The 20997-nt window shown below is 65.4% G+C and carries 18 protein-coding genes; 11 read left to right on the top strand and 7 right to left on the bottom strand.

From position 1 onward, the window contains the following. Positions 1-25 precede the first annotated feature (25 nt). Together K3U96_RS06925 and K3U96_RS06930 are read right to left on the bottom strand one after the other, a co-directional pair. Positions 26-2014 carry an ATP-binding protein gene (locus K3U96_RS06925; protein WP_220692497.1) on the bottom strand — a complete coding sequence of 663 codons (1989 nt, stop codon included), beginning with the start codon at positions 2012-2014 and terminating at the stop codon, positions 26-28. A 66-nt stretch (positions 2015-2080) separates the two neighbouring features. Then, on the bottom strand, positions 2081-2875 hold the full coding sequence (locus K3U96_RS06930; RefSeq protein ID WP_230982389.1) for a TIGR03084 family metal-binding protein: 795 nt from the start codon (positions 2873-2875) through the stop codon (positions 2081-2083). 85 nt (positions 2876-2960) lie between these two features. Here K3U96_RS06930 and K3U96_RS06935 point away from each other — a divergent pair, with 85 nt between their 5' ends. Further along, entirely contained in the window at positions 2961-4559 is a 1599-nt protein-coding gene (locus K3U96_RS06935; RefSeq protein WP_220692499.1) for an acyl-CoA carboxylase subunit beta, read from the top strand. On the opposite strand, the gene K3U96_RS06940 is transcribed toward K3U96_RS06935, so the two are convergent. Beyond that, complete coding sequence (locus tag K3U96_RS06940; RefSeq protein WP_220692500.1) at positions 4538-5725, bottom strand: CaiB/BaiF CoA transferase family protein; 1188 nt, start codon at positions 5723-5725, stop codon at positions 4538-4540. The two genes, K3U96_RS06935 and K3U96_RS06940, sit on opposite strands and share 22 nt — an antisense overlap. Before the next feature lie 85 nt (positions 5726-5810). Between K3U96_RS06940 and K3U96_RS06945 the strand changes: the two genes are divergently transcribed. Then, a complete protein-coding gene (locus tag K3U96_RS06945; RefSeq protein ID WP_220692501.1) occupies positions 5811-6965 on the top strand; it encodes an acyl-CoA dehydrogenase family protein in 1155 nt (384 codons plus the stop codon). Between the two features lie 52 nt (positions 6966-7017). Here the strand turns inward: K3U96_RS06945 and K3U96_RS06950 are convergent, their stop codons facing one another. The 3 genes from K3U96_RS06950 to K3U96_RS06960 all read right to left on the bottom strand — a co-directional run bounded on the left by K3U96_RS06950 (position 7018) and on the right by K3U96_RS06960 (position 9245). Next, entirely contained in the window at positions 7018-7422 is a 405-nt protein-coding gene (locus K3U96_RS06950) for a nuclear transport factor 2 family protein (protein WP_069405402.1), read from the bottom strand. A 144-nt stretch (positions 7423-7566) separates the two neighbouring features. Next, the gene (locus tag K3U96_RS06955; protein WP_220692502.1) at positions 7567-8328 is read right to left on the bottom strand and encodes an LLM class flavin-dependent oxidoreductase; all 762 of its coding nucleotides are present in this window, start codon (positions 8326-8328) and stop codon (positions 7567-7569) included. Next, positions 8325-9245 (bottom strand): LLM class flavin-dependent oxidoreductase, encoded by a 921-nt coding sequence (locus tag K3U96_RS06960; RefSeq protein ID WP_220692503.1) that lies wholly within the window; start codon positions 9243-9245, stop codon positions 8325-8327. The genes K3U96_RS06955 and K3U96_RS06960 overlap by 4 nt, the downstream gene beginning before the upstream one ends. 154 nt (positions 9246-9399) lie before the next feature. Between K3U96_RS06960 and K3U96_RS06965 the strand changes: the two genes are divergently transcribed. Continuing rightward, positions 9400-10923, top strand: coding sequence for an acyl-CoA synthetase (locus tag K3U96_RS06965; RefSeq protein ID WP_220692504.1), 1524 nt, complete (start codon positions 9400-9402; stop codon positions 10921-10923). Positions 10924-10942: 19 nt separating this feature from the next. Here the strand turns inward: K3U96_RS06965 and K3U96_RS06970 are convergent, their stop codons facing one another. Next, positions 10943-12196, bottom strand: a complete 1254-nt coding sequence (locus tag K3U96_RS06970; protein ID WP_069404922.1) for a CaiB/BaiF CoA transferase family protein — start codon at positions 12194-12196, stop codon at positions 10943-10945. Between the two features lie 178 nt (positions 12197-12374). Between K3U96_RS06970 and K3U96_RS06975 the strand changes: the two genes are divergently transcribed. The 8 genes from K3U96_RS06975 to K3U96_RS07010 all read left to right on the top strand — a co-directional run bounded on the left by K3U96_RS06975 (position 12375) and on the right by K3U96_RS07010 (position 20996). After that, entirely contained in the window at positions 12375-13109 is a 735-nt protein-coding gene (locus K3U96_RS06975; protein ID WP_069404948.1) for a FadR/GntR family transcriptional regulator, read from the top strand. 137 nt (positions 13110-13246) lie between these two features. Beyond that, positions 13247-14530, top strand: a complete 1284-nt coding sequence (locus K3U96_RS06980) for a bifunctional 3,4-dihydroxy-2-butanone-4-phosphate synthase/GTP cyclohydrolase II (protein ID WP_268928483.1) — start codon at positions 13247-13249, stop codon at positions 14528-14530. Positions 14531-14746: 216 nt separating this feature from the next. After that, positions 14747-15646 (top strand): alpha/beta hydrolase, encoded by a 900-nt coding sequence (locus K3U96_RS06985; protein ID WP_220692505.1) that lies wholly within the window; start codon positions 14747-14749, stop codon positions 15644-15646. 67 nt (positions 15647-15713) lie between these two features. Continuing rightward, positions 15714-16847: an LLM class flavin-dependent oxidoreductase gene (locus K3U96_RS06990; RefSeq protein WP_069404924.1), complete on the top strand. Its 1134-nt coding sequence runs from the start codon at positions 15714-15716 to the stop codon at positions 16845-16847. A gap of 19 nt (positions 16848-16866) precedes the next feature. Then, positions 16867-18408, top strand: coding sequence for a nitric oxide reductase activation protein NorD (locus K3U96_RS06995; RefSeq protein ID WP_069404925.1), 1542 nt, complete (start codon positions 16867-16869; stop codon positions 18406-18408). Continuing rightward, complete coding sequence (locus tag K3U96_RS07000; protein ID WP_220692506.1) at positions 18405-19268, top strand: CbbQ/NirQ/NorQ/GpvN family protein; 864 nt, start codon at positions 18405-18407, stop codon at positions 19266-19268. The genes K3U96_RS06995 and K3U96_RS07000 overlap by 4 nt, the downstream gene beginning before the upstream one ends. 103 nt (positions 19269-19371) lie before the next feature. Then, entirely contained in the window at positions 19372-20145 is a 774-nt protein-coding gene (locus K3U96_RS07005; protein WP_220693432.1) for an MlaE family ABC transporter permease, read from the top strand. Next, positions 20142-20996, top strand: coding sequence for an ABC transporter permease (locus K3U96_RS07010; RefSeq protein ID WP_220692507.1), 855 nt, complete (start codon positions 20142-20144; stop codon positions 20994-20996). Before K3U96_RS07005 ends, K3U96_RS07010 begins: the two co-directional genes overlap by 4 nt. Position 20997 lies beyond the last annotated feature (1 nt).

Genomic DNA, 20997 nt, shown 5'->3' on the forward strand with positions numbered 1-20997 from the left:
GTCGGTGTGTCCCTGCTCATTCCGGTCAATTCCCGGCTTCGTCGAGGTCGTCTTCGAGCACCACGAGTACCTCCCCGGCATCCACCTGGTCGCCGGGCGACACCTTCACAGCGACGACAGTGGCCGGCCCGGCTGCGGTGATGGTGTGCTCCATCTTCATCGCCTCCAGCACCACAAGCGAATCGCCCTTGGCCACCCGGGAACCCACCTCCACGCCCACTCGGATGGCGGTGCCGGGCATCGGTGCCACCAGGGAACCGGCTTCGACCCGAGACTCCGGTTCGGCGAAGCGATTCCGCACGGACAGCGGCAACACCGCCTCCGGGCCACTGACATAGAGGCGCTCCGGGGTGAACTCGACAACCAACCGGCGGCGCACCCCGTCCAGGGAGATGTCGACCAGCTCGGGCGAACTGTGGTGGATAGACACGTTCGGTGTCGTGCCGTCCAGTTCGATGTCATATCCGTTGTGGCGCGTCAGGATCCGCGTCGAGTGCGTGGTATCGCCGTCGTCGAGCAGCACTTCCTGCGGGATCGACGGGGTCGACCGGAAGCCGGCCGGTATGCTGCGCAGCACCGTCGCGGTGGCGCGACCTCGTTCGACCACGGCGAGCGCGGCGGCAACGATATAAGCCGGGTGTGCCGCTGCCACTTCCCGACGTCCCTGCTTGACCAGGTCGGTGGGCGAGTGTTCGGACAGGAACGCCGTGGTGGTCTCGCCGCGACAGTAGGCGGGATGCCGCAGGACCCCGACCAGCAAGTCGCGGTTGGAAGTGACACCGTCCACGCAGGCATGCTGGAGGGCTGCGGCGAGAGCCGCGGCGGCCTCCGCGCGGGAGTCACGGTGGGCGATGACCTTGGCCAGCAGCGGGTCGTAGTGGATGGACACCTCCGATCCGGTGCCGACCCCGGTATCCACCCGGATGCCGGGCCGATCCGGAATGGTGAACCGGGCAAGCGTTCCCGACGCCGGCAAGAACCCGGCCGCGACGTCCTCGGCGTAGAGCCGGGCCTCGATCGCATGCCCGACGATGTGAATGTCGGCCAATTCCCGGGGTAACGGTTCACCGGCGGCCACGATTAGTTGTAGGCGAACGAGGTCGAGACCGGTGGTGAGTTCGGTGACCGGATGTTCGACCTGCAGGCGGGTGTTCATCTCCAGGAAATAGAAGCCGCCGTCGGTATCCAACAGGAACTCGACGGTGCCGGCCCCGACGTAGTCGATGGCCTTGGCGGCGGCGACCGCGGCGGCGCCCATGGCCTCGCGCAGCGGTGGGTCCACCGCGGGCGACGGGGCCTCCTCGAGAACCTTCTGATAGCGCCGCTGTATCGAGCATTCGCGTTCCCCGAGGTGGAAAACCTGACCGTGCTCGTCGCCGAAGACCTGAACCTCGATATGCCTGGCGCCGAGCAGATAACGCTCCAAGAACACCGTGTCGTCGCCGAATGCTGCGCGCGCTTCGCGGCGACAGGCAGCGACGTGTTCGACAAGGGTGGTCTCGTCGTGCACCAGCCGCATGGCCTTTCCGCCCCCGCCGGCGCTCGCCTTGACCAAGAGTGGATAGCCGACGGTCTGGGCCGCTGCCACCACGTCATCGGACGGCGCAAGCTCGGCCGACGGCAGGAGGGGAACCCCGGCGTCAGCCATCGTCCGCTTGGCCTCGGTCTTGGATCCCATTCGACGGATGGCCTCCGGGGATGGGCCGATCATCGTGATCCCCGCATCCGCGCAGCATTGCGCGAACGAAGCGTTCTCGGCCAGGAAACCGTAGCCGGGGTGGATGGCGTCGGCTTCGGTACGCCGAGCGGCCTCGATCACCCGCTCGATGTCGAGATAGCTCTCGGAGGGGGTGCTGCCGGCCAGGTGCACGGCGACGTCGGCGTCGCGGACGTGAAGCGCGTCCGCGTCGGCATCGGAGTACACGGCCGCGACCCCGACGCCGAGTTCACGACACGTCCGGGTGATACGGCGGGCGATCTCGCCCCGGTTGGCGATTAGCACGCGCTGGAACACGGGATCCTCTCGACGAACGACGACATGCGATGAGCATAATGTCGGACAGTTGAAATCATGCCGATACTAGCCCACTAATCCGTGTGGGCGCCCGGGGCCGGGGGCGCCGGCGTAGGCCTGGGCGATTGCCATCCAGTCGGCGGCGTGCACCCCCTCGGTCCGTAGCGCGGTGTCCAGTACGTGGCGGCGCTGGGTGACGACCAGGCAGAAGTCGAGCGCCGCTCCGACAACCCGCTCGGGGGCGTCGCTGGAACCCCACGCCCAGGTGTCGCCGTCGGGGCTGGTGAGCGCCACCCGCACCTCGTGTTCGGGCGCTGGACGGTTGCGAAGCCGATAGCTCCACTCGCGAGTGGCGACGCCCAGATGTGCGATATGTCGCAGCCTGGCCGTCGGCGTCCGTTCGACTTTGACCACGTCGGCGATGTCTTGTCCGTGCGCCCACGTTTCCATCAGCCGGGCCGACATCATCGAGGTGGCGCTCATCGAGGGTCCGAACCAGGGAATACGTTTACCGGGAGCCAGCCCGTCGATCGCCGTCAGAAGCCGCCGAGACGCCTCCCGCCAGCGTGTCCGCAGGGCGGCCGGTGACAGCCGGCGTCCCTGCTCCAAGCCGGCGAGGACGGCTGGCTCGAAATCACCGTCGAGAGCGTCGCGCCACTGGATGTAGCCGTCCGGGTCGAGCGCGGCCTGCGCGGCGACCGTCTCCGACCACGCCAGATGTGCGAGTTGATCGATGATCGCCCATCCTTCGGCGGGGGTGGGCGCGTCCCATTGGTCCGGCCCGACGGCTGCCAATGTGTGTTCCAGGTCGTCGTACTCGGCGGCCAGATCGGCGCGGAGCTGGTTCGTCAGGGTGGACAAAGTATCGCGCCTCCTGGGTATAGTCCGACATTGGACAATACCCGTCCTCGGGTTGTTCGTCAGTCGAACTCGGCATAGGAGGCTCATGCAGCGGCTCAGAACGTCGGTCGATCAGGGGGCGAGCGCTTACGTCGACAACCGGCAGGAGATGGAGCGCGCGCTGGCCGAGGTCCAGGCGCACGTGGGACAGGCGCTCGGTGGTGGTGGCCAGAAGTATGTGGACCGGCACCGCGAACGAGGGCGGTTGTTACCCAGGGAGCGGATCGAACTGCTCGTCGACATCGGCAGCCCGATGATCGAACTGTCGCCGCTGGCCGCTGTCGGGACCGGTTTTCCGACCGGTGGCAGCGTGGTGACCGCGATCGGTGTCGTCGAGGGTGCGGAGTGCATGCTGATCGCCAGTGATCCCACCGTGCGGGGCGGGGCGATCAATCCCATATCGGTGACCAAGATCCTGCGGGCCATGGACATCGCCCGGGAGAACCGGTTGCCACTGTTGTTTCTTGTCGAGTCCGGCGGCGCGGACCTGCCCAGCCAGGGTGAGTTCTACCTGCGGGGCGGCAACCAGTTCCGGCACCTCACGCAGATGTCGGCGATGGGGGTGCCCACCGTCGCGCTGGTGTTCGGCAATGCCACCGCCGGTGGCGCCTACGTGCCCGGCATGTGCGACTACACGATCCTGATCAAGGACCAGAGCAAGGTGTTCCTGGGCGGGCCGCCGCTGGTGAAGATGGCCACCGGGGAGGAGTCCGATGACGAGACTCTCGGTGGTGCCGAGATGCACGCCCGCGACTCGGGGCTGTGCGACTATCTTGCCGACGACGAGGTGGACTGCATTCGGCTTGCCAGACAGATCATTTCGCATCTGGGCTGGCGCAAGCTCGGTCCGGAGCCGGGTCCCGTTGTCGAGCCGCTGGAGGATGCCGGGGACCTGCTCGGCATCGCCTCGGCAGATCCGAAGGTGCCCTTCGATATCCGCGAACTTCTCGCGCGGATCGTGGATGGCAGCGAGTTCGACGAATTCAAGCCCTACTACGGCCAGGCATTGCTGACTGGGTGGGCGCGAATTCACGGATATCTGGTCGGGATTCTGGCCAACAAACAGGGCGTCCTGTTCAACGAAGAGTCCGAGAAAGCCGCGCAGTTCATTCAATTGGCGAACCAGATGGATCAGCCGTTGATCTTCATCCACAACTGCACCGGGTTCATGGTCGGCGCCGAGTACGAGAAGCGGGGCATCGTCAAGGACGGGGCGAAACTGATCAACGCGGTGGCCAACAGCACGGTGCCGCATATCGCCCTGATGGCCGGTGCGTCCTACGGCGCGGGCAACTACGGTATGTCGGGCCGGCCGTTCAACCCGCGGTTCGCCTTCTCCTGGCCGACGGCGCGGGTGGCCGTGATGGGCGGAACACAACTGGCCGGCGTGCTCTCGATCGTCGCGCGCCAATCCGCGCTGGCCCAAGGTAAGCCGTTCGATGAGGATGCCGACGCGACGATGAGGCAGTCCATCGAGGCCCAGATCGAGGATGAGTCAACGGCGCTGTACAACACCGCGCGGATCTACGACGACGGAATCATCGACCCCAGGGATACCCGGCACGTGCTCGGGATGGCATTGTCGGCGACCCATTCCGCCGAAGTGCGCGGCGTCAAGGGCGGTTACGGCGTGTTCCGGATGTGAGCCGGTGATCCGCCGTCGTCGCCGGCCACCGCCCCTGAGGAGAGCAGGTCATTGATTTCATCCTCGCTGAACCCGGCGCCGGCCAGCACGTGCACACTGTGCTGGCCCGGTCGGGGCGGTTGGCTCGGGTGGGCCGGGTAGGACCGGCTGAACCGCGGCGCCGGTGCAGGCAGCACGCGGTCGCCGACGGTGATCATCGCGCGGCGCGCCGCCATGTGTGGATAGGCTGCGACCTCATTGGGGGCAAGAACGGGGGTGACGCACGCGTCGGCGCCGTCGAAGATCTCACACCATGCGTCGCGGGTCCGGCTGGCAAAGATGTCGGCGAACCGCCGCTTCATGGCGGGCCATTTGTCCTTGTCTTCCTGGTCGGGTAGCTCTGCTGGGTCGAGGTCGAGCAGTCGGAGCAATTCCGACCAGAACTGCGGTTCGATGGCTCCGACCGCCACATATTGACCGTCGGACGTCTCATAGGTGTCGTAATACGGTGCCGCGGTGTCGATGTAGTTGTCGGCGCGACGCTCCGACCACATGCCGATGTGACGTTGATCGTGCAGCATCGTGAGCAAAAGTGATGCTCCGTCGACCATCGCGGCGTCGACTACCTGGCCCAACCCGGATACCGCGCGTTCCTGCAATGCCGCAAGCACACCCAATGCCAACAACATTCCGCCGCCGCCGAAGTCACCCAGCAGGTTGAGCGGGGGCACCGGCGGTTCCCCGGCCCGACCGATGGGCTGCAGCGCGCCGGCGACCGCGATGTAATTGATGTCGTGGCCGGCGACACTGGCCAACGGGCCATCCTGACCCCAACCGGTCATCCGGCCGTAGATCAGGGCCGGGTTGCGGTCACGGCAGGGTTGCGGTCCTACGCCCAGGCGCTCGGCCACCCCGGGACGGAACCCCTCCAGGAAGACGTCTGCGCGCTCGACCAGTCGCAGCACGGTTTCCGCGGCCCGGTCATGTTTGAGGTCCACTGCGATGGATCGGCGCCCCCGGCGCAGCACATCCATGGGTTCGGAGGTGCCCACCCAGGCTGCGCGGTCCACACAGGTCACGTCGGCGCCGAGGTCGGCGAGCAGCATCGCGCAAAACGGTGCGGGGCCAAGGCCGGCCAGTTCGACCACCTTGAGACCGGCCAGCGGACCGGTGAGCTGACCGCTCATGAGGCACCTCCATGGTAAAGGTCCGACAGTAGTCAGGTATGTATATCATCAGACCTAGCCGTTTTCGTGGCGATGAGGAGGCCGGATGGATTTCATGCTCACCGACGAGCAGCAGATGTTGCAGGATTCGGTACGCAGCTTCGTGCGCAGGGAGTGCCCGCCGGACGTCGTCGCCGCGTGCGCGAAAGCCGGTGAGCATCGCGAGGACATCTGGCATAAGTTCGCCGCGGCGGGCTGGCTGGGAGTCGGCATCGATCCCGCGTACGGCGGATCTGGCGGCAACATCGTGGATTCCACGTTGGTGGTGGAGGCCGCATCGCCGGCCGGTGACGCGATCGGGCCGCTGTTTCCCACGATGTGCTTCGGCGGTCACCTGCTCGCGACCGCCGGTTCCGAGGAACAGAAGAAGACGCTGCTACCCGAACTGGTCGCGGGCCGGCGTCGCTTTGCGCTCTCGCTCACCGAACCCGGCGGCGGGACCGACGTGCTGGGCGCGATGCGAACGACCGCCGCCGCCGATGGCGACGATTGGGTGATCAATGGCGGGAAAATCTTCACCTCGGCGGCCCGCTCGGCGCATCACTTGATCGTGGCGGCACGAACACGGCCGATCGGTGAGGGCAAGAAAGCCGGTGGGGTGACGCTGTTCCTGGTCGACACCGATGCAGCCGGCGTCAGCATCGATCCCATCGAGGTCCTCAGCGGGGAGGACACCAACATCGTCGGATATGACGCCGTGCGCGTGGGATCCGATCGCGTCATCGGCGAGGTGGATCGCGGCTTTTATCACCTGATCGACATGCTCAACCACGAACGGATCGGTACGGCCGCGCTGTGCCTGGGCTGGGCACAGGCCGCCCTGGACGAAGTGATCGCCTACGCCGGGCAACGTCAGGCGTTCGGCGGTGCGATCAACAGATTCCAGTCGGTGCAGCACTCGGTGGCGCGGATGCACCTGCTCATCGAGCAGGCGAGGCTGATGGTGTACCGCGCGGCATGGCTACAGAGCCAGGCGCGCCCCTGCGGTCCCGAGGCGACCGCCGCCAAGGCAGTTGCCGCCGAAAACTGTTTCACCGCTTGTGACTTGGGCATGCAGGTGATGGGCGGAATCGGCTACACGACAGAATGCGGGGTGAACCGCTATTGGCGTCGCACCCGCCTCTACCGGCTGGCTCCGATTGCCAACGAGATGGCCTTGAACTTCATCGCCGAGTCCCTCGGGATGCCACGCAGCTTCTGACGGGGTGGCATTCCCGGGACTGTGGGCGGTGGTCGGCGGATCGCTTAAGCGGTTAGAGCGCAGCGGCTTTGGCGTACATCTCCGCGATGATCGTCTGATTCTGGTAATACGGCTCGATGCGGTATAGCTTGCCATCGCGGGCCCAATACAGTTCGGCGACCGGCATGTCGACGGATTCACCGGTGGCTCGGGAGGTGAACCGGGTCATCACCCGACTGGCGGCATTGCCGTCCCCCGCGTCGAACACCTCATAGTCGAGGACCTGAACTTCGAACCGCTCCAGCATCTTGCCTGCGAATTGCTGAAAACCCGCATGGCCCCGCCACACACCGCTCCAGGGGACGGCGTCGGAGTAGGTCAACTCCAGCTCGGGATCGATCGCGGCGAGGGCGGCAGCCAGGTCACCAGCTGAGAAACCATCAAGCAGTTGTCGGGCGGCTTGAGCTGCAGTCGTCACGATGGGGCTCCTCGGCGTCGAAGGGAAGTGGTACGCGCAGTTGACGGCTCGCCCCAAAGTAGAGGCGCAAGGCGCACGTGTCAATGTCTATCTTTAAACTTACGCGGTAAACATAGACAAATCGGCCGCGCGCCGTGCGGTCTGTTACCCGCGTGGCGGGTGGTGCAGGTCGGTACGTCGCACGAGCCAGTCGGTGGCGTCCTGCGCGAGGATCGCCACTTCGTCGGCAGCGCACCGCAGGCACGGCGCCACGACGGCACCCAGCACGGCAATCACCTCGACGCGATCGCCCTTGGGCACCGAACCGACGTCAACCACGACCGTCGCGGCGCCCGCCGCGTCCCTGGCGTGCCTGATGTTCTGCAGCGCCACGATGCCGGGCACCGCTGTCCCGTGGGACCATTCGACGAAAATCATCGACTTCCCTTGTGCCAGCGGCTTTGCCGTCGGTTGGCGCGAGGACACGTCGACGGTCCAGGCCGGTATGTTGGGTTGCACCGGCGCGGGGGTGACCGGCATCAGCCGGCCGTCGTCGAGCGGCCATCCCGACCATGCGCCCAGGACGGCGGCGAGGTCCCGGCTCCAACGCTCGTCGGGCTGGCGACGTAGGAGCAACTCGAGTCGACCGGCCGACATCACATCCAGCACGCCGATGTCCTCGGCGATCCGCAAGGGCGGCGCCGAGCCTCGCAAACTGAGCGCCACCGCGATCCGAAGGTGCCGCGTGCAGGCGGTGACGCCACCGGCGGCCGTCATCACGTACGTGTCGTCGGCATTGGGGAAGCCGGCCGTGACGGCGCCCACGACGAGGGCATCGATGTTGTGGTGTTCGGCGATCCCGGCCAGTCGTCGGATTTCTGCGGCGTCTGCACCGGATGCCGCAACCGCGAGCCGAGGGCCGCTCATACCCGCCCGCCCAACTGCGGTAAGACCTTGTCCGCGAGCAGGTCCAGGCAACGCCGCAGCGCGGTACCGCTGACGCCGTCGAAGCGCACCCGTAGCGCCAGCGTGTCCACACCGGCCTCGATGAGCCGGCCGAGGCGGTCGACGACTTCCCCCGGGGAGCCGAAGACGGCCTGCTTGGTCATCTGTTCGGCCAACTCGTCGCGGCGCGCCCGCTGGCCGGCGGGATCGTCAAGCCAGAAATTCGAGTAGTGCCGCCACATCTCCAGTAATCGGCCGCGGGCCCATTGCACCATTGCCGGATCGTCATCCACCCAGCACTCCCGCATCGCGCCGAACCTCGGCGGCCGATCGGCTCGCCGCGGCAGGGCCTCGGCCCAGGTCTCCCGCATCGCCGCCACGTTCCGGCTGGTGACGGTGGGCATGAGCAGCACCGAGGCCCCGAATCGGGCGGCCCGCGCGACGCCGTGCGAAACACCGGTGCCGAACCACAAGTCGATGGGACCCGTCCGGTCCTGTGAGCCGGGGCTGCTCAGCTGGTCGAGTCGCTCGTCGGTCAGCCGCGCTCGATCCGCCAGCTTCACTCCTGCGGCGGCGAACTCGACAGGGCGATAACCGATCCCGACCGCCAGTCGGAATCGCCCGGGCGCCAAGGATGCCAGCGCGGCGGTTCCTTCCGCGATTCGCGTTGCGGTGTGGAAGGGCACCACCATCACCCCGGAGGCGATCCGTAGCCCGCTGGTGGCAGTCAGCAGACCGGCCGCCGCCGGAAAAAGGGACGGGCAATAGCCGTCATAGGACAGGTGATGCTCGCCCATCCACAGCGTGTCGAACCCCAACTCCTCGACGGTGCGCGCCTCCGCCACCGCCTCCTCGTACACCTGCGTTCTCGGGATGGGACGCATGTAGGTCGATTGCATGCTCCAGAAACCCACCCCGACCTCAAGGGGCTGGGCTGGTGAGGAACCGGAATTCGGCACGGTCAACTGCGCTCCCACGTCGTGGCCTTGGCAAGGGCCGGAGTTATGACTAAAGTCGGACAATACAGGGCAAGGTAGAGGAGTTGGGGGCCGCATGCTACTGAGTTCGATCGTCCACGGTGCGGCCCTCAGGCGCCCGGCCCACCCTGCGCTCGTCTGCGACGGGGTCAGTTGGGCGTTCTGGGAACTTTCGGACCGGGCGAGCAGGCTGGCTGCCGGCCTGAGCATGCTCACCGAACCCGGCGAACGTGTGGCCATCCTGGCGGACAACTGCGTGGAGTACATCGATTGCCTGTACGGGGTATCGCAGGCCGGGAACACCCTCGCGCTGATCAACCAGCGATTGGCCGTGCCCGAGATCGAGTATGTGCTGTCCGACGCCGAACCGGCGGTGTTGATCGTCGGGGGCAACCACTATGAACGGCTGACCGAGATCCGGTCCGCCGTGCCGTCGATTCGACACGTGGTGGTCATCGGGGATGAACAATCCGGGGCGTTGAGCTATCGCTCGTTGCTGGGTGCCACGGCGCTGGAGCCGGCACGCGGACACAGTGACGAAAACGACGTTGCCTGGCTGGTTTACACGTCCGGGACCACGGGTCGCCCTAAAGGCGCGATGCTGACCCACCGCAACATCGTCAGCGCACTGCTGAACGCGATGATCGAGTGGAAACCCGATCGAGACGACCGCCAACTCTTCTGCTTCCCGCTGTGCCATGTCGCGGCGTTTATCCCCCTCATGTACCACCTGCGCCAGGCCACCGTCGTGCTGATGTCCTCCTTCGATGCGGCCGAATACCTTCGCCTGGTCGAAGAACACGAAATCACCCACACCGGCCTGGCCCCGACGATGCTCAACTTTCTGTTGCAGCACCCCGACATCGACAGCGCCCGGCTCGAGTCGGTCGAACTACTGGTATACGGCTCGGCTCCGATGGCACCGACGCTGCTGGAAGGCGGTATCGAGCGCTTCGGCGAGGTCTTCGTCCAGACCTACGGAATGACCGAACTCGCGGGCAACGTCCTGATATTGGGTTTGGACCACCATCACCGGGCGATCACTGGCGAACCTGGGCTGCTGTCGGCCGCGGGCCAGATGGAATGCCTTGCGACGGTTCGGTTGGTCGACGACGACATGAAAGATGTACCGATCGGCGAGATCGGCGAGATCGTCGTATCGGGGGACCAGGTGATGAAAGGCTACTGGCGCGCCGAACAGGCCACCGCGGAAGTCCTCGTCGACGGGTGGCTGCGCACCGGCGACCTTGCCCGGATGGACGAGGAGGGCCTGGTGTACATCGTGGACCGTAAGAAGGACATGATCATCACCGGCGGCGAGAATGTCTATCCACGCGAGGTCGAGGACGTGATCGCCCGGCTGCCGGCGCTGAGTGAGGTGGCCGTCATAGGGCTACCTGACGATCGATGGGGGGAGGCGGTCACCGCGGTGGTCGTTCCCCGTGCCGGACAGACGCTGACGGCCGAAGATGTGCGGTGCGTCTGCCGAGAGTCGTTGGCGGGGTACAAGGTTCCCAAGCGCATCGAGTTCGCCGATGTGCTGCCGCGAAATGCGGCCGGCAAGGTACTCAAGGCGTGCCTGCGCGACCGATACGTGTGATCGTGGGCGACCCCCCAGGTCAATCTCGAGGCTGCGGGGTGGGATGTTCGCCGTTGGGATGTAACAGACCTCGGCCCAAGCCGTCGCGGCTGAGCTCGGCCAGTACGTCGTCGGTGTGCTCCCCCAGACCTGGTGCGGGCAACCTGATATCACGGCTCGGGTGGGACAGCAGACGCCATGGCGGGCCCACCATCTCGGTTGGCCCTGCGGTCGGGTGGTCGGCTTTGATGATCGATTCGCGGTACTCGAGCTGCGGGTCGTGCACGACCTCGGTGAGGGTGTGAATCGCCGACGACGGGACACCCACTTTTGCGAATCGTGCCAGCCAGTCCGCCGCCGGTCGGCGCACCAGATGCTCGGCGATGGCGTTGATCACCTTGGGCCGGTTACGTTGGCGGCCTTCGGTGGAGGCGAGTTCGGGGTCCGCGCCCAACGCATCGTCGCCGAGCACCGAGCACAGGCGTTGCCACATCAGGTCGTTGCCTGCGGCCACCACGATCGGCCGGTCTTTGGTCGCGAAGCTCTGGTATGGCGTCAGGACCGAGTCGGTTGCGCCGCATGGGCGGGGTTCCTCGGCTCCGGCGAGAAACGCGGCGACTCTGGGTGCCATCAGAAAAAGCGCCGAGTCCAACAACGAGATGTCGACGACATCGCCCAGCCCGGTGCGACGCTGGCGGTACACCGCGCAGGCGATCGCGAAGGAGGCGACCAGCCCGGCCACCGAATCCGACAGGGCGGTGCTAACTCGCTGCGGGGAGTCGGGCGAAGGGCCCGTAACACTCATCAGGCCCGAACGTGCCTGTGCTATCAGGTCATAGCCCGATAGCGCGGAGTCTGGACCGTCGAGGCCGAACCCGGAGATGAGGCAGTAGACCAGGTCGGGGTGACGTTGCGTGACCGCGTCCGGAGAGAGCCCGAGGCGGTCCAGCTTCGCCGGATTGAAGCTGGTGATGAGCACATCGCTGGTGGCGAGGAGTTGGTGCAGAAACTCGGCGCCTTCGGGCGTTTTCAGATCAAGGCAGACGCCGCGCTTGTTCCGGTTCGCCGACAAGAACCACGTGGACGCGCCGTTGACGAACGGCGGCCCCCAGCGTCGGGTGTCATCACCGTGCGGGTCTTCGACCTTGATGACCGACGCGCCCATGTCGGCCAACAGCATCGTGGCGGTCGGACCGGCGTAGGACCCGGTGAGGTCGAGGACGCGCACGTCCGACAGCGGCAATTCCGAACGCCCGTCGTGGTTTTCGAGACCATTGCCTTGACCGTCGGACATCCACAGCCCCCTTCTGCCTGTAGGACGACTGTTCGACATTAACACGAACATGCTAAAAGTCGACAGTACGGTCAGCGGATGAAATCGACACACCCGGGTGTACCCTTGGAACCCAGAGGCAAATAGGTTTAAATAGGGCTTTAACCAGGGTTTTCTAAAGCACCGGAAGGGTGTGGAATTGACGACGGCAGATTTCACGGCTTCACCGTTCAAGCCAAAAATCGTGCAACGCCCGCGCCAGCAAGTCGAGGAGCAGATTCGGGCCGCGATCCGCAACGGCGTGGTCAAGACTGGCCAGAAACTGCCAACGGAGGTGGCGCTGTCCCGCGATTTCGGGGTATCGCGCACCACGGTGAGGGAAGCGCTGCGCTCGCTGGTCGCCGATGGTCTGATCGAAAAGGTGCCCGGCGCGGGCGGTGGCAGCTTCGTTCGGGCGCTCGACCACCACACGTTCGGCGAAGAACTTGGCCAAGACATGCAAAACCTGGTGCGGGTGGGCTCGATTGCCTTCCAGGAGGCCGCCGAAGTGCGCCGAATGCTCGAGGTTCCGTGCGTGCGACTGGCCGCGGAAAACCGCACGCAGGACGAAGTATCCGAGATGCGCGCGATCGTCGACCAGCAGAAAACGTCATCTCACGACGACCCGGTGGTACCGGAGTTGGACGTACGCCTGCATTCGCTGATCGGGGCGGCCTCCGGGAACCGCGTCGCGGCGGCATTTGTCCAGGCGCTCCATCAGGTCACCGAACCGGTTCATCACCTCGACCTCGATGCCGAGGTGGGGGAGCGCACCGTGCGTCAGCACATCGCGATCGTCCGCGCGATCGAGAAGCAAAATCCCGACGCGGCCGAAAAAGCCATGATCGATCACCTCAGCTATCTCGAAGAGCACATGCGGCCGGATCCGGCCTAAGCTGTCGGTTAAATGACCAACAGTTGACAGTTGGTCACTCCTTGGATTGACTGGAACCGCTGACGTCAGCGCACGGGGGCGCTTGCGGTCGGCTGGACGAGGAGGTTCTGGTGACGACTGGGCGCTTTCCGGGGGCGGTGCCGAAAGCCTCCGGTGATCGACGCGATACCGGTGGGGCCTCCGCGGTCTGGTCAGCGGTGCACGCGCTCTCGGTCGGCGGCATGGTGATCGTGGTCGACGACGAGGATCGGGAGAACGAGGGCGATCTCGTGATGGCCGCCGAGTTCGCGACGCCCGACGACCTGGATTTCTTGGTGCGGTACACGAGCGGGATCATCTGCGTGCCGATGCTCGGTGAACGCCTCGACGTGCTGCAGCTACCTCCCATGGTGCAGAACAACGAGGACGCACACGCCACCGCGTTCACCGTGAGCGTCGACCATCGCAGCACCACGACAGGTGTCTCCGCGCTGGACAGGAGCCGGACGATCCGGGCGCTCGCCGATCTAGACGCCGCCGCAACCGATTTCCGGCGCCCCGGGCATATCTTTCCCCTTCGCTACCGCGAGGGCGGGGTGCTGAACCGACCGGGGCACACCGAGGCTTCGATAGACCTGTTGCGGCTGGCCGGCCTGTCCGAAGTTGCGGTGATCGGCGAAATCGTCGGTGCCGGCGGACAGATGGCGCACGGAGCGGAGCTGGACGCATTCGCCCACGACCACGGCCTGCCCGTGTTGAGCGTCGCCGACTTGGTCGAATACCGGAGGGCGACAGAGCGATTCGTCGAACTCATCGGTAGCGCCTGGCTGCCGACCCGCTTTGGTGAGTTTCGAGCCCACGCCTATCGTTCGGTTGTCGACGGTACGGAGCATCTCGCCTTGGTGATGGGTGATATCTCCGACCCTGCCCGGTCGGAGATCCTGGTGCGGATGCACAGCGAGTGCCTTACCGGCGACGTGGTCGGCTCATTGCGCTGTGATTGTGGCAACCAGTTCGAGCGTGGGCTGCGCGCCATCGCAGCCGAGGGCTGCGGGGTGATGGTTTATCTGCGGGGCCACGAAGGCCGTGGCATCGGGCTGGGCTACAAGCTGCGCGCCTACACGCTTCAAGAACGCGGCCGCGACACCGTCGACGCCAACATCGATCTGGGTCTGCCCGTCGATGCCCGCAGCTACGAGATAGGCGCGGCGATTCTGGCCGGCCTCGGTATCGTGCGGGTGCGGCTGATCACCAACAATCCGGCGAAGTGCGCCGAGCTCGAGCGGCGCGGAATCAGAGTTGTCGAGCAGGTGTCGCTGCCCTCGACCGTGACCGAAAGCAATCTCAGTTATCTGCGCGCCAAGCGTGACCGAATGGGCCACAAGCTCGATCTGCCCGAGCCTTCGCGCGACCACCAGGTGCTCGTGGATCTGTTGAACTGACCCGATTTTCCTGATCTCAGACCATCTGCGCATTCTCACGGTGGCCGGGTGGTGCGCGGCGGTGTCGAACGCCGGCCGCATCCCAGTGATACGCAGCACCAGCCCCCACGACGATGCTTCATGCGCATTAGGATTGAAGTCCGACAGTTGACTGAAACTGCGTCAGCGGTTAATGTCGGTCATCATTGTTCGGACCAACCGGAGGCGGCGATGTCCATGAGCGGCAGCAACGAGAACGTGGCGCGAGTCTTCGCCATGTGGCGGGGTATGTTGCCCGATCATCCGGAACCGACGATCGAAGAATTCCGTACCGGCTACGACGCGATGTTTTCCGACTTCCCGATCGACACCGATGCACAGATCACCGAAGTGGATGCCAACGGTGTGCGCTCCCTACAGGTACGCGTGAGCGAAAGTAAGCCGGGCCGCTACGTGGTGTACTTCCACGGTGGCGGGCTGATGTGCGGCAACCCCGAAGGTGTTCGCTCGACGGCGGCGCGGATCGCGCGCGCCGCGCACGCCACGGTGCTGGTGCCCGACTACCGCCTTGCACCCGAGCACGCCTATCCGGCGGCACTCGACGATGCGGCGTCGGCATCTTCGTGGGTGCTGGGCCGACGAGGCGGTGAACCCGTCAGACTGGCTCTGCTCGGAGACTCGGCCGGTGGGGGACTGGCGATCTCGTGCGCCATTCGGCTACGTGACGAGGGCGCAAACCGGCCGGCCGCAGTCGTCGTGTGGTCGCCGTGGGTCGATATGACGGTGTCGGGTTCCACAATCGAATCGAAAGCTGCCGTCGATCCGATCGCCAGCGGCCAGTCGTTGACGATGTCGGCCACCGCATACCTTCAAGGTCACCCGCCGACCGACCCGATGGTCTCACCGCTGTTCGCCGACCTGTCCGGCCTTGCGCCGCTGATGATCGAGGTGGGCAGCGAAGAGGTGCTGCTCGATGACGCTCACCGGATGGCGGCCAAGGCGCAGTCCGACGGTGTCGAGGTGACGCTGACGGTGGCCGACGGCCTGCCGCACGTCTATCAGTACTTCGCCTCGTTCTTGCCCGAGGCCCAGGCCTCGATCGAACGCACGGGCGCCTTCATCAACAAGTTTGCCTAGTTTTTGCCAGTTAACGACCAACGCGAAACAACAAGACAGGAGAACGTCGGTGACCCGAAAGTGCGGGATGTTGTTCGAGATGCCGGTCCCCCGGGAACCACGGCCCGGCGAGAAGCACACTGCGTTCGACTCCGAGGGCCAGCCCTACGAGGTTGAGGCGGTGTTCACACCGGAGTTGACTGAGCGTTCGTTCCACGATGTCGTTGAACAGGCCGTTCAGGCTGAAAAGTGCGGCTATGACAGCGTGTGGTTCGTCGAACACCACTTCTACGAAGAGGCTTCGCAAAGCTCGGCGCCCGATGTCATGCTGGCTCATATCGCAGCCAGGACCGAGCGGATCCGCCTCGGCCACGGGGTACGCCTGCTGCCTTACAACTACAACCACCCGGTCCGCGTGGCGGAATCCGCTGCTGTGCTTGATATTTTGTCACACGGACGGCTCGACTTCGGCACCGGCCGGAGCCTGAGTCGGCTCGAGCTCGAAGGCTTCGGCATCAACCCCGCCGATACCCGCGAGCAGTGGGAGTGCAGCCTGGATATCATCCTCGACGCTTGGACCAAAGAGGTTGTCGAGCGCAGCGAGGGCGACATCGTCTTCCCGCCGCGATCTGTGGTTCCCAAGCCGGTGCAGCAGCCACACCCGCCGCTGTGGGCAGCGACCACCGGAGCTCCCGGGCACGAGCTGATGGGGCGCAAGGGGCTGGGATTGCTGTCTTTCACCTTGATGCTGCCGCTGGAAGAGCTGGCCTCCCGAATCGCCCTGTACCGGGAGGGGATCAAGCATGCCGATCCCGTCGGGCACTTCGTCAACGATCAGGTGGCGGCCATGACGATGGTCTACTGCGCCGAAGACGGTGATGTAGCGCGCGAGCGCGCCGGCGCGGCGGTGATGCGCTACCTCGAATGGGCCTTCGGGGCGTTCGTCGGGGCGGCCAAGTGGATGGATCCTCGCGAGGGTAGCTACAACTACCTGCAGGAAATGATGGGTATCGACTTCGAACAGCTGACCTTCGACGTCGTCAATGACAACGACATGGTGATCGTTGGGTCCCCCGACGAGTGCGCCAAGAAGGCCGAGCGGTACTTCGAGGCGGGTGTCGACCAGATGCTTTGTCAGACAACGCTGCCGGGTATCCCGCACGAAGCGGTGATGGAGTCTATCGAATTGTTTGGCCGCGAGGTCATTCCCAGGATCACCTAACCCGTCGCCACTGAAGCGAATGCCTGTGCAAACGTCATCGGAGTGCGACCTCAGTACGCTTTCGGACGTCGCGGCGGTTCTCGCTCCGGCGCTGAGCGGCGGGCGACGACACGCCACCCAGCTCGTCTCGGGTGAGCGCGGCTCGTTCGGCACGGACCTCTCCACCGTCTATGTGCCTGTAGCGCAGTCGAACCCTCCGGGAATCACCGTCATTCGGGCGATGACCCTGGGCATCGCGTTGCAGAGTTCGCCCACCAAGGAGATGGTGTCGACGCTCGACTGGTCGGTGCTGACGCCCCGGGAACGACGGGCGTTGCGGATCGTGGAGGGCCGGGCGGCGATGGGCTGGGCGACCGCATCGTGGCCTGCGATGTCGCCGGGCTACGCGGCGATGGTGCCAGACCAGCGGGCTGAGCCGGTCAGCGACATCGACGAGTTGCTGCAGCAGGCGTACGAGTTGGCTCGCAGCAACCTCGTGCTCAATGTTCCTGAGCTGTTCGGCGTTCCGCCCGGGATCCGACCGTTGAGCCAGCACCGTGAGCGAATCATCGGAGACGGCAAGCGACGCAACCGGGTGCCATGGTCTAGCCGGCGCAATCTGCGTCACATGCGCCTCGCGATGCCGGTCGGCGGCACGGAGGGCGAATCTGCTCGGCTGGTCATCTTCGAGGAATCGCCCGACAGCGAAGCCGAATCCAGTGACGCCGACCGCCGGGTAGGCGTGCCGTATCCGGAGTGGGACTACCGACTCAGCCGGTACCGCCAAGACTTCGTCACGGTCGTGGAACGACGAATGACACCGCGATATGACCGGCATACCACCTTGGATCCGAAGATTCGACGTTGGTTCATGGCCCCGCATGCACTGGCCCGGCGGAGCCGGATGGACGACGGTGACCAACTCGACGTCTCCGCCTACGTGGAGCAGTTCGGGCAGTCCAAGGCCGGGGGATATACAGACGACCGGATATATCAGGCGATGCTGCCCGCACAGCGCGATGTCGCCACGGCGATGTTGCTCGACGCTACGTCCTCGTTACAGGGCCGGGGCGGGGCGGAGTTCAAGCTCCAACTCGCGTGCAGCGACGCGCTGTGCGCCGGGATGAGCAGCAGCGCCGAACGATTCGCCGTGTTTGCCTTCACCGGCGAAACCCGTCACCGGGTAGAGGTCATCCGGCTGCGCAACTTCAGCGATCCCGTGTGGTCGTTGCCTGCGGGAGCGGAGATCAGGCCGTCGGGCTACACGCGCCTTGGCGCAGCCCTGCGCCACGTGACGAAGAGGCTGGCGGAAGCGCCTGCAGAACGCAGGGTACTGCTGTCGATCGGCGACGCGGTGCCATCCGATGAAGGCTACGAGGGTGCCTACGCCGATGCGGATGTCAACCGCGCGGTCGAGGAGGCCGTCGCGGCGGGCGTCATCTTTCGTCAGCTAGCGGTCGGCAAGGCCACCGACGGGCAGCTTGAACGTCGGTTCGGCCCTGGCCGGTTCCATCGAGTGTCGAGAGCTGCGGATCTGCCCGCAGTCCTCGGCCGCGTACACGAGGAGTTGACTAGTCAATGAAAAACGCCACAGCGGCAGTCGAATTCGAGCCAGACAGCGCGTATTACGTGCCGGCCGGCGGGGAATGCGACGCGATGCGTGCGGCCTGCGTGAGCGGCGTCGGGGTGATGCTGACAGGGCCGACCGGCTGCGGTAAGACGCGTTTGGTCCGTCACGTGAGCGAGACACTCGGCAGACCGCTGATCACCGTCTCGTGTCACGACGAACTGTCTGCCAGTGACCTGCTGGGCCGCTACCTGGTGGTGGGTGGAGATGTCCGGTGGGTGGACGGTCCGCTCACCACGGCCGTCCGCAACGGCGATGTGTGCTACCTCGACGAGGTCGCAGAGGCACGCCGCGACACGTTGGCGGTCCTGCACTCCCTTCTCGACGACCGCCGGGAGCTCTACCTCGACCGGACCGGCGAAACAATCCCCGCCGCTGAGGGATTCGCGCTCATGGCGTCGTACAACCCAGAGTCACGCAGCTTGCTCAAGGAGCTGAAGCCATCCTTCCGGCAACGCTTCGTGACGGTCGCAGTCGACTATCTGAGACCCGAGCTCGAAGCACGGGTCGTCATCCACGAGTCGGGGGTGTCTGAGGACATCGCCGAGCGGCTGGTGCGCAGCGCAGTGGCGTTACGACGGGCCCGCCACGCCGGTATCGAGCCGCCCTCGACACGGCTGCTGGTCGTGGCCGCACGGTTGGTGGTGGCCGGGCTCGCCCTGAACGAGGCAGTGCGCCTGGGCATTGTGAATCCGCTGTCCGCCGAAGGCCCGGCAGAGGCCGCGCTGACGGAGCTGCTCGGCGTCGAGGGGATCGATATCACGCCGGCAGACCCCAGCACCAACGGATCCACCAAGCCGACGACCAGGGGCTAGTGACAGTGCCAACGTTCCAGCAGAATCCGGTGCGCACCTGGTTTTCACCGGGTTCAGAAATGGCGAACACGGCTACGACCCAACATCGACGAAACGGTCTGTGATGGTCTTGCTGAACACGTCGGTGATCGGCAAGCCGGCACGCGCCGTCGGTGGGTTCTTCGCCATGTCGCTGGACACTCTGGTGCTCATTCCACGCAAACCGTTCGCGTGGCGGGAGTTCTTGCTGCAATCGTGGTTCGTGGCGCGGGTTTCGCTGTTGCCGACGTTGATGCTGGCGGTGCCGTTCATGGTGCTGCTGATGTTCACCTTCAACATTTTGTTGCTGGAGTTCGGTGCCGCAGATTTTTCCGGCACAGGCGCAGCGTACGGAGCGGTGACGCAGTTAGGTCCCGTGGTGACCGTCCTGGTGATATCCGGTGCGGGAGCAACGGCGATGTGCGCGGACCTCGGAGCGAGGACGATACGTGAAGAGTTGGACGCCCTTCGCGTGATGGGCATCAACCCCATCCAGGCGCTCGTGGTGCCGCGGGTGTTGGCGGCGACCTTCGTGTCTACGTTGCTGTCCTCAGTGGTGGTACTGGTCGGGATCTGCGGCGGGTTCTTCTTCTCGGTGTACGTCCAGCACGTGACCCCGGGCGCGTTCGCGGCGGGGCTGACGTTGTTGACCGGCTTGGCAGATGTGCTGATCTCGCTGGTGAAGGCCGCGCTTTTCGGCTTGGCGGCCGGGCTGATCGCCTGCTACAAGGGTATTTCGGTCGGCGGCGGGCCGGCGGGTGTGGGTAACGCGGTCAACGAGACGGTCGTGTACACGTTCGTGGCGTTGTTCGCGATCAACGTGATCGCGACCGCGGTAGGCGTCGAGGCGACGACGTGACCGTCGGTGTCCCGAGTACTCGGTTTCCGCGCCTGAGACGCACCGCGCGCGGTTGGGTCGCGGGGTTGAGCCGCATCGGTGTGCAGACAGAGTTTTACGGCCGCACATTGGGTTCCATCGGCGATGCGTTCGTGCACTATCGGGTAGAGATCATCCGGTTGATCGCCCAGATGGGTTTGGGCGCGGGAGCGTTGGCTGTCATCGGCGGCACGGTCGTCATCGTCGGATTCTTGACGGTGACCACCGGCGCACTGGTGGCGGTCCAGGGCTACAACCAATTCGCCGAGGTCGGGGTGGAGGCGCTGACCGGCTTCGCATCGGCGTATTTCAACGTGCGACTGATCGCGCCGTTGACCGCTGGAATCGGGTTGGCCGCAACGATCGGAGCTGGGGCCACCGCGCAACTGGGCGCCATGCGCATCAACGAGGAGATCGACGCCCTGGAGGTGATGGGGATCCGGTCGGTCGCCTACCTGGCGTCCGCGCGGGTGGTGGCCGGGGTGATCGTGGTGATCCCGTTGTACTGCGTGGCGGTCCTCATGTCGTTCCTGTCCGCACGTTTCGGCACAACGGCGGTTTACGGGCAGTCGACGGGTGTGTACGACCACTATTTCAACACCTTCTTGAACCCAATCGATCTGATCTGGTCGTTCCTGTTGGCGGTCACCATGGCAACGGTCATCATGCTGGTGCACACGTACTACGGCTTCACCGCCTCTGGCGGCCCTGCTGGTGTGGGCGAGGCAGTAGGGCGCGCGGTGCGAACATCGCTGGTGTCCTCCTCGCTGGCGGTGTTGTGTGTATCGCTGGCCATCTACGGTCAGTCCGGCCATTTCAACCTGTCGGGGTAGC

This window comes from Mycolicibacterium holsaticum DSM 44478 = JCM 12374 (assembly GCF_019645835.1).
Lineage (GTDB): Bacteria > Actinomycetota > Actinomycetes > Mycobacteriales > Mycobacteriaceae > Mycobacterium > Mycobacterium holsaticum.

What these genes read in the sequence shown, in the direction of transcription:
- K3U96_RS06935 (WP_220692499.1), top strand. Translation starts at nt 2,961, where the DNA reads ATGCAGCGGCTCAGAACGTCGGTCGATCAGGGGGCGAGCGCTTACGTC.
- K3U96_RS06940 (WP_220692500.1), bottom strand. Translation starts at nt 5,725, where the DNA reads ATGAGCGGTCAGCTCACCGGTCCGCTGGCCGGTCTCAAGGTGGTCGAA.
- K3U96_RS06945 (WP_220692501.1), top strand. Translation starts at nt 5,811, where the DNA reads ATGGATTTCATGCTCACCGACGAGCAGCAGATGTTGCAGGATTCGGTA.
- K3U96_RS06955 (WP_220692502.1), bottom strand. Translation starts at nt 8,328, where the DNA reads ATGAGCGGCCCTCGGCTCGCGGTTGCGGCATCCGGTGCAGACGCCGCA.
- K3U96_RS06960 (WP_220692503.1), bottom strand. Translation starts at nt 9,245, where the DNA reads ATGCAATCGACCTACATGCGTCCCATCCCGAGAACGCAGGTGTACGAG.
- K3U96_RS06965 (WP_220692504.1), top strand. Translation starts at nt 9,400, where the DNA reads ATGCTACTGAGTTCGATCGTCCACGGTGCGGCCCTCAGGCGCCCGGCC.
- K3U96_RS06970 (WP_069404922.1), bottom strand. Translation starts at nt 12,196, where the DNA reads ATGTCCGACGGTCAAGGCAATGGTCTCGAAAACCACGACGGGCGTTCG.
- K3U96_RS06985 (WP_220692505.1), top strand. Translation starts at nt 14,747, where the DNA reads ATGAGCGGCAGCAACGAGAACGTGGCGCGAGTCTTCGCCATGTGGCGG.
- K3U96_RS06990 (WP_069404924.1), top strand. Translation starts at nt 15,714, where the DNA reads ATGTTGTTCGAGATGCCGGTCCCCCGGGAACCACGGCCCGGCGAGAAG.
- K3U96_RS06995 (WP_069404925.1), top strand. Translation starts at nt 16,867, where the DNA reads ATGCCTGTGCAAACGTCATCGGAGTGCGACCTCAGTACGCTTTCGGAC.
- K3U96_RS07000 (WP_220692506.1), top strand. Translation starts at nt 18,405, where the DNA reads ATGAAAAACGCCACAGCGGCAGTCGAATTCGAGCCAGACAGCGCGTAT.
- K3U96_RS07005 (WP_220693432.1), top strand. Translation starts at nt 19,372, where the DNA reads ATGGTCTTGCTGAACACGTCGGTGATCGGCAAGCCGGCACGCGCCGTC.